Genomic DNA, 12,547 nt, shown 5'->3' with positions numbered 1-12,547 from the left:
CTCCTCCTTCCGGCCCTTAAACCGGCAAGCAGATGCGATAACGCCACTGGCGCCGCATCTGCTTGCCGCGAAGGCCGCCCTTATTGTTTCGGCCACTGGTCCTTCGGAACGTTCTTGTAGACATCCTCAAGCTTGTGGAAGCCATCCTTGATCAGTACGTCCAGGTTATCCTTATTGACCGCAAGCGGATCGAGCAATACAGAAGGAACATCCACTTTACCGTTGTTAACTGATTTTTCCGTCGAAATACTTTCGCCTTTGGCAGCTGCTATCGCCATTTCCGCAGCTTTCGTTGCAATCGCGTTGATCGGTTTGTAGACGGTCATCAGCTGCGTGCCTTCAGCGATGCGCTGTACCGCAGCAAGGTCAGCATCCTGGCCGGATACCGGTATTTTACCGGCCATGCCCTGTGCGGTGAGCGCCTGGATCGAACCGCCTGCAGTCCCGTCATTGGCTGCTACCACACCTTGTACATCATTATTGTTCGCGGTCAGCGCATTCTCCATATTTTTCAGCGCTTCTTCCGGCTTCCAGTCCTTGGAGAACTGGTCGTAGACAATCTTAATGTCGCCCTTCTCTTCAAGCGGCTTCAGAATATTCATCGCCCCTTCTTTGAACATATGGGCGTTGTTATCGGTATCTGCACCGCCGATATAGACGATATTGCCTTTAGGGGCCTTATCTATGACCGCCTGAGCCTGGAACTCTCCGACACGCACGTTATCAAACGAAATATAATAGTCTACCTCAGCATTATTGATCAGGCGGTCATAGGCAATGACCTTGATGCCTTCCTTATGAGCCTTCTCTACGATCGGAGCCGTTGCTTCCGCGTTATGGGCAATAACCACAAGCACATCCACACCCTGGGAGATCAGCTGTTCCGCCTGGCTCAACTGGGTAGCATCATCACCGTTTGCAGCCAGCACCTTCACTTCACCGCCAAGCTCCTCCACTTTTGCCGTAAAGATATCCCGGTCCTTCTGCCAGCGTTCTTCCTTCAAGGTATCCATCGACATGCCGATGACAATTTTGTCTCCGTCCTTCGCAGCCCCGGTTGTCTCCTTCTTCTGATTATCACCGTTTGAGACTACTCCACAGCCCGCCATTGACGCTGCCAGCACTAACGCTGCCATCCCCAGTGAAATCGCTCTTCCGTATTTTCTCACTCTGCCCTACGCCCCTTTTCATTAGCCGCATATTTGATTGCGCTTACAAAAAAAGTGTAGCATGGATCATCCTCCGCCGGAGCCGCTATTCCCAGCACTTTCTTGCTCTCCGCCTGCATTCCGTTATCCTCTCCTGTAATGTAATTCTTCCCGGCCGCTTTCATAGGATTATCCGGGGCCGGGGCACAAAAAAGTCCTTGCTCTATTAGCAAGGACCCTGCTTCTCATGCTGCTGCCGGAATTCGCTTGGCGTCATGCCGGCTGCTTTTTTGAAGACCCTGCTGAAATAATTCGGGTCCTTGTAGCCTACCTCGTAACAAATCTCCTTGAGGTTCAGCTGATCTCCGGTGATCAGGCGCTTCGCTTCGTTAATTCTTAGCCGTGTGACGTAATCAATGAAGGTTTCACCCGCATGCTGCCGGAACAATTTGCTGAAATAATGCGGGCTTAAGTTCACATACTCAGCCGTCTGCTCCATGGAGATATCCTCTTTATATTTCTGGCTGATATAGAGCAGCGCCCGCTGATGGACATGGGAACGGTTATGCTCCTGTTCCTGCTCCAGATTGTGGATCAGCCGCTCCAGCCAGGTTTCTGCGCTCAGCCTGAGGGAGACAGGGTCCTCCGCCGCACTTAAGGAAGCGAGAATCTCCGCCCCCGCCACAGAATGAACCCCTCTGGCGAGGAACAGCAGGAGCCCGGTCACCTCTCCCCTTATCACAGGCAGCTGCCGCTCACCGCCCTGCTCGAAATAGGCATACAGCGTACCGAAACGCTCTAACGCTTCCTGCTTGCTCCGCTGCAGCAGGGCATCCAGCAGCCGCTTCTCCTCATCCAGGGATACGGCCGTCTGCCCCGAGCTCTGGATGATATCATCATAGTGGTGCACGCTGAAGGAATCATGGTGATCCGCACAGACACGGACCGCTTCCCGGTAGGATCGGCTAAGCCCGTCCCAGCCCTCGCGGATCGAGCCGATGCCTATGCTGATCGGCAGACCGAACCGCTGCTCCATCAGACTGCGGAGCCGCTCCCCCCAATCCATCGAGCTGACGCGCTGTGAGTAACCGGTCCGCCCCGGCGGCAAGGGGATAAACAACGCCAGCTGATGCCCGATTAGCGGCCCGGACAGACAGCCAAGCCCTGCTCTGGCAAACTGCTTGACCGCCTCATAGATCCCCCGCTTGCCCTGCTGGAACTCTTCCCAAGCTGCGCCCGAATGTCTGGGGAATGACAGCACCATCGCATAGCCTTTGGCCCACTGCAGCTCCAGCAGACCAGCGACTTGTTCCAGCTCCAGATCCTGCACATGCTCCAGCATGAGCATCATTGTCAGTTCGTTCTCGGCCAGCGGAAGCAGGTGGGCCAGCTTCTCCTGCAGCTCCAGCTGCTCATTCCTGCGCTGCTTCTCCTCCTGGATCACCGTCATCAGCTGCTTCAGTACATCCGCCACTTCGTCCCGTCTGGCCGGCTTCAGCAGATAATCACGCACTCCCAGCAGCAGCCCCTCCTTGGCATAGGAGAAGTAATCATGAGCGGTAATCATCACGATCTGCGCGGAAGGAAGCTTGGTGAGAATCTGCCGTACGGCCTCCAGTCCCTGAATGCCCGGCATCTTAATGTCCATGAAGATAATATCAGGCCGGTGCTCCTCCGCGAGCTGAATGGCCTTCCGTCCATTCTCGGCATGCAGAAATTCAAATCCATCCGGGAAAATATGGCGGATCATCAGCTCCAGCCCTTCCCGTTCCAGCGCCTCATCATCGGCGATCAGCAGTCTATACATCGTAATCTATCTCCTTTCTCACCTGCGGCTCAGGCAGACGGGCGGAAGGGTACTTTGAACAGCACCGCCGTCCCCTGCCCTTCACTGCTGTCAATCTCGATCAGCTGCTGCCCGTCAAAGAACAGATGCAGGCGTTTGAATACATTATGTGTCCCAAGTCCGGTGGACTGACCTTTACCGCTGAAATACGGGGCTTCTTCCTCGATTGATCCCATCAGCCTCGCTACAGTCTCCCGGTTCATGCCCACACCGTTATCGCTGATCTCAATCTCTACAAGTCCGCTGCGGTAGCGGATCGACAGTGACAACACCGCCCCTGCCTCCATTTGCTCCAGCCCGTGGACAAAAGCATTCTCGAAGATCGGCTGAAGAGTCAGGCAGGGAATCATTCCGCCGAGTGCCTGCTCATCAATATCCATCTCAAAAGAGATCCGGTCACGGAAGCGGGCCCGCTGAATGTTAATATACTCGTTCACATGCTCTACTTCCTCGCGTAGCGGGACGGCCTGGTCAAGCTTCTGCAGGTTATACCGGAGCAGGCGGGATACCGATACCGTCAGATCGCTGGTCCTTTCCGCTCCTTCCAGATACGCCAGCTTGGCGATGGAATTCAGCGTGTTGAACAGAAAATGCGGATTGATCTGGCTCTGCAGCATTTTCAGCTCCAGCTCTTTAACCAGCCGGTCCTTCTCAACGCTCTTGATATTCTCCTTCATGAGCTCCTGGATATTGTCGATCATTCCGTTAAAAGCCCGGCACAGGATGCTGATCTCATCGTTGTTGACACTCTCCGGCGCTTTCGTATCCATCCTCCCCTTGGAGATCTGCTTGGCGGTGGCCACGAGGCGGCGGATAGGTCCTGTGATGCTCTCGGACAGCCAGATCGCCATACAGATACTAAGCAGCGCTGCGGTAATTACCAGCAGACTTCCCAGCCGGTTCAGCTTGGCCGTCGTGGACATAATCTCCGCATAGATCGGCTTGTACTGGTCCAGTTCCAGGTCAACCAGCTCCTGGGCTTCCTCGCGGATGAACCGCTGTGTCTGCTCCGCCTCGATATAGGCACCGGCCAGTGTGTTGGAGTCCTGACCATCAATCTCTGTAATCATCTGCCCGGCCTGATCCAGAAACGTATCAATGATATGACTGTAATTCATCAGCGGAAGGCCGCTTCCCCCGATGGTCGCCATTCCGTCCAGCTTCGCCCGCAGCTCCTGCACTGCTCTCAGATGCTTCTGCACCTCAGGGAAGCTGTCCGCGTCCACCTGCATAATGAAACGGTTCAGGGAGCGCATATTCTCCCCTACCTCATAGGATACTTCCTTGTACAGCATGATCCGGTTCATCATCAGATGGTAGCTCTCCTGCACGTTCTTTCCGCTCTCAAAAAGCACAAAAGAGACTGAGCTCATCAGCAGCACAAGCAGCGGAATACAGATGAGCAGCTTATGGCGGATACTCATAGGCTCTCTCCCTCCTGCACATTAGACTTGTCCAGCACCTTCACCCCGGTGAAGTATTTGGACTCCAGCTGCATTCCCTGAAAATGCTCATGGAGCAGCCGTACAGCCGTAGCCCCCATAAGATAAGGCTGCTGTGCCACGGTGCCTGTGATATCCCCGCGGCTGATGGCAGCAAGGGTCTCTGCCTGGTTATCGAAGCCAATGATCGTCATCGGAACACGCTTCAGGCTCTTGGAGGCCTGCAGTACTCCCAACGCATCCGTTGAGCTGGTACCGACCATCACATCAATCTCCGGATGAAGCCGCAGCATATCGGCTGCCTGCTGAATTGCCTCCATATGTGAGATGTTAGAGCTGCGGACATCCACAATTGCAAGACCGCTGTAATTTTTTACAATATTACTGAGGCCGTTCAGACGCTGAACCTGATTCTTAGCCAGCTCGCTGCCGATGATCACACCGATCTTCCCTTTACCGCCGGTCGTCTGAACCACCATACGGCCCAGCGCCTCGCCTGCTGCAACATTGTCGGTCCCTACATAAGCCAGCCGCCTGCTCGCCGGAGCGTCGGTATCAATGGTGATTACCGGAATCCCCCGGTTCACGGCTTTATCAATTACGGGGGTGAACTTCTCGTCGTTCAGCCCCTGCACAATGATCGCATCCGCCTGTGCGGCAATCGCTTTTTCCAGCAGGCTGATCTGCTCCTCCATGTTATTGCGAACCGGGCCGGTGAACTCGATATCGATCCCATACTTTGCAGCAGCCTCCTTGGCGCCCTTCTCGACCATTTCCCAGTACGGATGGTACCGCTCTTGTTCGATCAGCACAATATGATAGCCCGAATTATCCCCGCTAGAGTGCCCGCTCAATTCATTGACAATACTGCCCATCCGGCCCGAATGATTGGCAAAGTCTATAAACAGATATGCCAGCAGCAGAAAAAGCACAATAACCCCCGCGCCGCTGACCCATTTTTTATCCATCATGTTCACCTCAATCAACATCCTACCCCGAGTTGTAAACGGTTGCAATATTTAATTTATGAATAACATATTATGTTAAACCTATAAATTCTGAATCATTAATTGCAAGAGTTGCCTATTCGCAGCCAAACCCACCAGATGGCGATTTAAGCGACACACCAGTGTTTGACTTATCTCCACATGCCTATTGCTAGAGTCAAAGGGGATTTATGATTTCCTCAGTCCCCTCTACCGTCCACCTCCGGCGGATTCAGGGGCACTTCTACCTCTACCCTCTCGGAGGCGCATTGTACTCGGTTATTCGCATACATTCGGCTCATCTACTCTACCTGCCTACCGCCCACTACTGGCGGATTCAGGGTACTTCGGCTCTTCATGCCCGCCCTTTGGTCCGCTTCCGAAGAAATCAAGGTTGCTTTGAATCACCTTATCATCCACTTCCGGTGGACCCGGTTGGACTTCCCCTACTAAGCAAAAGAGCCGTTCCAAGCAGTCTCCTGCTTAAAACAGCTCTTTCGTTAATGCATCCGCCATTCAACTGTCCTGTTCGATCAGTTGAATCCATTCATTATATTCACTCTGCAGCTTGGCATATTCCGCCTGCAGGCTGCGGTGCTCCTGGGAGAGCTTGTCCAGCTCACCCTGCTGCAGCTCGAACTGGGCCTGAACCAGACGGAGCTGGCCCTGGACGAGCTCGTAGCTCTCGCCGATCTCCCCAAGCTGCTGCACGGTCTCGCTGCGCGAGCGGCTCACAGATTCCGTCTGGGCTTCAGCGTCCCCGGCTTCCTGCTGCCAGATCTCAATCTCCTCACGCAGCTTCGCTTCCTGCTCGCTCCACTGCTGCTCGCGCTGCTTCAGCTCTTCGTACTTCTGCTTCCATGAAGCTTCGTACTCCCTGGTCTCGCGGAGCGCTTCCTGCTGCTCCGCCGCCGCTGCGGCAGCTTCGCGGCCTGCCTCATACAGCTCTTCCAGACGCCGCGCAGCTTCCTCGCCTTCGGCTTCCAGCAGCTCATAACGTTCCTTCAGCTGTTCGCCATCCTGCAGAATTTCATCATACTGGGCGATCAGCTCTTCGTAGCGGCCGCGCAGCGCCGCCAGTTCCTTATGGGCTGCCTCTGCCGCTTCCTGGTGAAGGGCAGCTTCCTGCTCCGCCTCAGCACGAAGCTGGGCCTCCAGGTCAAGCTGCTGCACCATTCCATCCGCCTGTCCGCGGAGGGTCTCTACTTCACGCTGCAGCGCTGCCGATTTCTCGCCGGCTTCCAGAAGGTTCATCTCCAGCTCGCCGATATCCTCCATATGCTTGTTCGCAAGCTCCTGCCAGGAGCTTGCTTCGAGCGCGGTACGGTCAAATTCCGCCTGTGTCCGGCTTAGATTATCCGTCGTCTCCCGCAGAGATTTGCGCAGAGACGACGCTTCTTCCTGCGTCAGCTCATAACGCTGGCGTAACCCCTCCAGCTCATCATTCAGCAGACCGCTGAGCTCATTGGCAGTCTGCAGTTCTTCCAGCGCCGCACTTAGCTTGTCCGCTGTTTCCTGCAGCGCACTGTTAAGTCCCGCTGCTTCATCCTGCGCCTGCACGTAACGCTTGCGCACTTCCTCCAGCTCTGCGCTATGCTGCTGCCCCTGCTCTGCCGCAAGGCGCAGCTCTTCGCCAAGCTGCTCTTCCCGCTTCAGCACAGCTTCGTACTGCGCAAGCAGCGTCAGGCGCGCATCGCGCTCGCCCTTGAGCCCGGCTTCCGCCGCGCGCAGCCGGGACTGCAGCTGCCCGGTTCCGCCGCGCAGCTCAGCAAGCTGCTTCTCCAGCTCCTGAAGCTGCTGCTTGTGCCTGTGCTCCTGCGTCCCCTGGGATTGCCGCAGCTCCTTATTCTTGGCAAGCTCCTTCTCAAGCGCTTCGCGCTCTCCGCTGAGCTCACTGGTGAGCGTCGCCTTGGTATCGGCGAGCTCCTTGCTCCAGGTGGTACGGATCTCAACAATCTCACTGCCCATAGACTCCCGGGTCTGGATCAGCTCCTGCTCCAGACCTGCCAACGTCTCCGCTTTCTCCCGGGTCAGTGTCTCCCGGAGCTGCTCCAGCTCCTGCAGATGAGCAGCCTTCAGCTCTTCAAGCTGCTGCAGCCGTAACGCTTCAGCCGCTTCCAGCTCCTGTCTTGCAGCTTCGCGGCTTGCAGCCTGCTCTGCTTCGTAAGTCTCCCGCAGCGCTTTGAGCTCTGCTTCGCGCGCCTGCAGTGCATCTGTCAGCTGCCCGCGGCTGGAAGCAGCAGCCTGCTTCTCTTCCTCCAGCAGCTGTGCGTGCATCTGACGCTCCTGCTCCTGCAGGTCCAGATGCCTTGCGCGTTCTTCTTCCACGGCGGCAATCAGCCGTGCCGCTTCTTCCTTGGCGGCCGCTTCAAGCTTCTCGTATTCTTCCTGCCGTTCGCGCTGCGCCTCCTGAAGGCGTGACACCTCCACGCGCAGCTCGGTACGTTCACCGGTCAGCATATTCAATTCATTCTTGAAATCCTGAACCTGGATAGCCTGCTCTGCCATATGTACAGCTGCAAGCACCGCGATCCGCGGGGTATCCAGTCTGGAATGTGATTTGGATATTGCACGCATATGCTCATCGACATAACGGGCAACCTGCTTCATATATTCAGTGCTGCTTCCGACAAGTTTATAGGAAGTTCCGTATATCTCCACGGCGACACGAGTCCGGTCCATAGCCACAGTTGTGCCCTCCTTTGTATGTGTGCGGATTCTAAGCTGATTTCCTTACTGCTATTGTAGCGTTATTCCTTAACCTTTGGCAAAAAAACGTGTTCATTTCATAGATTTAAACCGGACTCTGTACTTCACAAGGGTACAGCAAAGCCGCAGCGAATCGGTTTCTAAATGGATTCGCTGCGGCTTTGCACAATTCCTGCTATTTTCTTAATTCTGCGCCAAAAGTTTGCTCCAGAGCAGAAACGACTCTGTCATGCACTTCCACAACCTCTTCATCGGTAAGTGTACGGTCCGTATGACGGTACAGCAGCGAGAGGGCTACGCTCTTCTTTCCAGCTTCCATTTTGCCGCCGGTGTAGACATCGAACACTTGCACATTCTGCAGCAGTGTTCCGCCATGTTCACGGATGGAAGCTATCAGGTGCCCTGCAGGAACCTCTGCGTCTACTACTACCGCAATATCCCGTTCCATCCCAGGGAAGCGGTGAAGCTCACTGTACTGTAATTGGGCGCGCGCCGCATCATAGAGCGGCTGCAGCAGCACTTCAGCTACAAAAGTATCCTCCAGATCCATCTGTCGCTGAAGCTCCGGATGCAGCTGTCCGATGGTACCGATCTTATCACGGCCTTCAGCCTGCAGCAGGTAGACGGAAGCAGAGCGTCCCGGATGGTAGCCTTCAGGAGCATCCCCTTCATAGATTATGCGGTCCGTAAGGCCAAGATGGGCAAATACAGTTTCAAGCGCACCCTTAAGATCGAAGAAATCTACAGGCTCAGCCGCTACATTCCACTGCTTGGCAGCACGTGTGCCGCTCAGCAGCAGTCCAAGTACCGGCAGCTCGTTCGGCTGGCGGGTAAGCACTTCTTCATCGGTGAAGAAGACATTGCCGATTTCGAACAGCGCCAGATCGCCTTGACGGCGGTTAGTGTTATAGAGGGCAATGTCCAGCAGCTGCGGCAGCAGGCTGGTACGCAGCACGCTGCGTTCCTCACTCATCGGCATCGCCAGCTTCACGGAGAGCTTGCCGTCCGCAAGTGCCGGGAAGAGCTTGCTCTGTTCCGGCTGGATGAAGGAATACCCCATAACCTCCTGATACCCGCCAAGGGCCAGCAGGCGGCGGAGCTCACGGCGCAGGAACTGCTCTCTGGTGAGTGCCCCCGGTGTAGTAGTTCCTTCAATAAGGGTTGTCGGGATGTTGTCATATCCGTACAGGCGGGCAATCTCTTCAATGAGATCCACATCATAGCTGATGTCGCCGCGCCGCGTGGGAACCTGAACTTCGATGATTCCCTGGGCAGCATCACCGCACTTGAAGTGCAGACGGCCGAATAGGGTCTTCACTTCCAGCAAAGACAGCTCGGTACCCAGATATTGATTCAGCTTCTCCAGCGACAGGGTCAGTACTTTCTCCTCAGTAGAGACACTGCCTGCCTCAACAATACCTTCATGCACAGAGCCGCCGGCATAGCGGGCGATCAGGGCAGCCGCACGGTTAAGTGCAGGAATGACGGCATTCGGATCGACTTCCTTCTCGAAGCGCTGGGAAGCTTCAGAACGCAGACCCAGCTGACGCGAGGTCTTGCGTACAGTCCCGCCGTCGAATTTGGCGGATTCCAATACGATATTGACGGTATTTGCTGTAACCTCAGTCGATAATCCGCCCATAACGCCAGCCAGGCCGATAGCTCCTGACCCGTCAGCGATGACAAGCATCTGCGGCTCCAGCTTGCGCTCCTGGCCGTCAAGTGTTGTCAGCAGCTCACCTTCATGAGCGAACCGTACACCAATCGTTCCGCCTGCCAGCTGATCGCCGTCAAACGCATGCAGCGGCTGTCCGTATTCCAGCATTACGTAGTTGGTGATATCGACGATATTATTGATCGGGCGTACCCCGGCCGCCATCAAGCGGTTCTGAATCCAGAGCGGGGATGGAGCTGTCTTCACTCCGGCAATATAACGCACAGCATAATGGCTGCAGTATTCTTCATTTTCAATATTGACAGTGATGGAATCCGCTGCCCGTCCGCCTGCTTCCACAAGCTCTGCCGCTGGATCTGCCAGTTGCAGGTCACGGCCCAGAATTGCGCTCACTTCATAAGCAGCACCGATCATGCTCAGACAGTCGGAGCGGTTAGGCGTCAGGTCGAAATCCAGGATTTCATCGTTCAGGCCAAGCACCTTGAGGATATCCTGGCCGACTTCTATATTCTCAGGCAATACGAGAATACCTTCCTGCAGCTCTTTGGGCAGCAGCTTGTCGTTCAGCCCCAGCTCTTTGGCCGAGCAGATCATCCCCTGCGACAGCACGCCGCGCAGCTTAGCTTTCTTGATTTCCAGTCCGGGCAGCTTAGCGCCAACCAGTGCGACCGGAACCTTCTGTCCCGCTGCGACATTCTTGGCACCGCAGACAATCTGCAGATCCTCGCCCTGTCCGGCATCCACGATGCAGATGTTCAGCTTGTCGGCGTCCGGATGCTTCTCTTTGGATTTCACATAGCCGGTTACGATTCCGGAAATCCCTTTGTTACGGCGTTCAACTCCGTCAATCTCAATGCCGGCGGTAGTGATTTTGTCCGCAAGTTCATCAGCGGTCACCCCGTCCAGCGATATATAATCAGCCAGCCAGGCGGTTGATACTTTCATTTTCGCACACTCCTTTTGTTTCAGATGTATTTATCTCTCCATGCCGGCCTATGCTTGGCGCGCGGGAGCGGATCTAAAACAAGCCACGATGCCAACTTCGTTCTATTAAAATTCCTGTAAAGCAGTGTTCCTACAGAGAATATTTGGACTTCCGGCCGCTGTTGTCCCCAGATTTCTTTATTTATACCGCTCTTCGCGGTTGAAATCCGGTGACAAAGGCGGACGCTGACGCTCCTACAGTTCCAAAATCCCCCTCCGGTCCTTCTATTACAGTCATTTCTATAGAACAGCCGTCATCGGCTTGCCAGTATCCAATCCCACGCACCCCGCACACCCGCCAAATCTCTAAATCCCCTTGAACTGCTTCACAAAACCCATATCATTCGTGTAGAAGTAGCGGATGTCATCGATTCCGTATTTCAGCATCGCGATCCGTTCCGCACCCATACCGAATGCGAAGCCGCTGTAAACTTCAGGGTCGTATCCGCCCATCCGCAGCACATTCGGGTGAACCATACCTGCACCAAGGATCTCCAGCCATCCACTCTGCTTGCAGAGACGGCAGCCTTCGCCGCCGCATTTGAAGCAGCTTACATCCACCTCAACGCTCGGCTCGGTGAACGGGAAGAAGCTCGGACGCAGGCGGATGCCGGCCGTAGGACCGAACATCTCTTTCATGAACTGCTGCAGTGTCCCCTTCAGGTCGCTCATCCGGATATTACGGCCGATGACCAGACCTTCAATCTGATGGAACTGGAAGGAATGGGTCGCATCGTCATCATCGCGGCGGAACACTTTGCCCGGACAGATGATTTTGACCGGAGCTTCGCCATTCATAGCCTGCATGGTGCGGACCTGCACCGGAGAAGTCTGTGTGCGCATCAGAATGTCTTCCGTTATATAGAAGGAATCCTGCATATCACGGGCCGGATGGTTCTTCGGCAGGTTAAGGGCTTCGAAGTTGAAGTAGTCTGTCTCCACTTCCGGTCCTTCTTCAATCTGGAAGCCCATCCCGATGAAAATATCCTCGATATCCTGGATCACCCGGCTCAGCGGGTGAACTCCGCCCTGCGGCAGGCCGCGGCCCGGCAATGTAACATCAACCTTCTCCGCATTCAGACGGTTCTGTGTTTCCTGCTGCTGGAAGAGCTCCTGCTTCGCGCCGATGACCTCTTCAATGGCACTGCGTACCAGGTTGGCCACTTGGCCGATCACCGGACGTTCCTCTGCGCTGAGCCCGCCCATACCGCGCAGAACTTCAGTAAGCTCACCTTTTTTACCAAGGTATTTCACGCGCACATCATTCAGAATCTGCGGATCGGTTACCTCCTGCAGCTTCGCCAATGCCTCGGCCTTCAATGCTTCCAATTTCTCTTTCATGCCTTGTACTGCCCCCTTAAATCTCGTATTGTTCAACAAAAAAAGGCCTTTCCTCCCGGTAAAGGGACGAAAAGACCGTGGTACCACCCTTGTTAGACGGCTGCAGCGCTTCCCTTAAGAGCAATATTCCCTCTTTCGGTGCGGTGGAGACCTGTCTCACTTTAACAGAAATAACGGTCTGCGGCCGGTATCCCCTACTGTCTCCCTCAAGGCGAACCTGAGTGGAATTCAGGGAACTGCTCCGGAGTGAACTTCGGCAGCTCTGCTCTCTTAGAAACGCTCTCAATCTGCGGCGCTTCCTCCCTGTAAGCCAGGCACTGCGTACTTTTCTCCATCAATGCATTTATGCGGATTGTGTCAAATACACTCGATCTTCCAGTTCAGAAGATATGTCTATTTATTATATGCAAAAACAG

Annotated in this window: 8 protein-coding genes and 1 other annotated feature; all 8 genes read right to left on the bottom strand. The window is 55.0% G+C overall.

The window, feature by feature from the left end:
• Positions 1-80: 80 nt before the first annotated feature.
• On the bottom strand, positions 81-1,136 hold the full coding sequence (gene xylF, locus R50912_RS09005; RefSeq protein WP_042241948.1) for a D-xylose ABC transporter substrate-binding protein: 1,056 nt from the start codon (positions 1,134-1,136) through the stop codon (positions 81-83).
• Between the two features lie 29 nt (positions 1,137-1,165).
• Positions 1,166-1,333, bottom strand: a complete 168-nt coding sequence (locus tag R50912_RS09000) for a hypothetical protein (protein ID WP_156123034.1) — start codon at positions 1,331-1,333, stop codon at positions 1,166-1,168.
• A gap of 41 nt (positions 1,334-1,374) precedes the next feature.
• Positions 1,375-2,955, bottom strand: a complete 1,581-nt coding sequence (locus tag R50912_RS08995) for a helix-turn-helix domain-containing protein (protein WP_052416142.1) — start codon at positions 2,953-2,955, stop codon at positions 1,375-1,377.
• Between the two features lie 29 nt (positions 2,956-2,984).
• Complete coding sequence (locus R50912_RS08990; protein ID WP_042234110.1) at positions 2,985-4,418, bottom strand: sensor histidine kinase; 1,434 nt, start codon at positions 4,416-4,418, stop codon at positions 2,985-2,987.
• Positions 4,415-5,407, bottom strand: a complete 993-nt coding sequence (locus tag R50912_RS08985; protein ID WP_042241946.1) for a sugar-binding protein — start codon at positions 5,405-5,407, stop codon at positions 4,415-4,417. Before R50912_RS08985 ends, R50912_RS08990 begins: the two co-directional genes overlap by 4 nt.
• 531 nt (positions 5,408-5,938) lie before the next feature.
• The gene (locus R50912_RS08980; protein ID WP_042234108.1) at positions 5,939-8,110 is read right to left on the bottom strand and encodes a cell division protein ZapA; all 2,172 of its coding nucleotides are present in this window, start codon (positions 8,108-8,110) and stop codon (positions 5,939-5,941) included.
• Positions 8,111-8,306: 196 nt separating this feature from the next.
• A complete protein-coding gene (gene pheT / locus R50912_RS08975; RefSeq protein ID WP_042234105.1) occupies positions 8,307-10,751 on the bottom strand; it encodes a phenylalanine--tRNA ligase subunit beta in 2,445 nt (814 codons plus the stop codon).
• A 345-nt stretch (positions 10,752-11,096) separates the two neighbouring features.
• Positions 11,097-12,131, bottom strand: a complete 1,035-nt coding sequence (gene pheS, locus R50912_RS08970) for a phenylalanine--tRNA ligase subunit alpha (RefSeq protein WP_042234103.1) — start codon at positions 12,129-12,131, stop codon at positions 11,097-11,099.
• A gap of 59 nt (positions 12,132-12,190) precedes the next feature.
• Positions 12,191-12,478, bottom strand: a binding site (T-box leader).
• Positions 12,479-12,547: the final 69 nt, after the last annotated feature.

Source organism: Paenibacillus sp. FSL R5-0912, from assembly GCF_000758605.1.
Lineage (GTDB): Bacteria > Bacillota > Bacilli > Paenibacillales > Paenibacillaceae > Paenibacillus_AQ.
This window is presented reverse-complemented; position numbering and strand designations above follow the sequence as displayed.

Bases quoted from the DNA above. Each gene is read 5' to 3' on its own strand.
- pheT (WP_042234105.1), bottom strand. From the start codon at position 10,751: ATGAAAGTATCAACCGCCTGGCTGGCTGATTATATATCGCTGGACGGG.
- R50912_RS09000 (WP_156123034.1), bottom strand. From the start codon at position 1,333: ATGAAAGCGGCCGGGAAGAATTACATTACAGGAGAGGATAACGGAATG.
- xylF (WP_042241948.1), bottom strand. From the start codon at position 1,136: ATGGCAGCGTTAGTGCTGGCAGCGTCAATGGCGGGCTGTGGAGTAGTC.
- pheS (WP_042234103.1), bottom strand. From the start codon at position 12,131: ATGAAAGAGAAATTGGAAGCATTGAAGGCCGAGGCATTGGCGAAGCTG.
- R50912_RS08990 (WP_042234110.1), bottom strand. From the start codon at position 4,418: ATGAGTATCCGCCATAAGCTGCTCATCTGTATTCCGCTGCTTGTGCTG.
- R50912_RS08995 (WP_052416142.1), bottom strand. From the start codon at position 2,955: ATGTATAGACTGCTGATCGCCGATGATGAGGCGCTGGAACGGGAAGGG.
- R50912_RS08985 (WP_042241946.1), bottom strand. From the start codon at position 5,407: ATGATGGATAAAAAATGGGTCAGCGGCGCGGGGGTTATTGTGCTTTTT.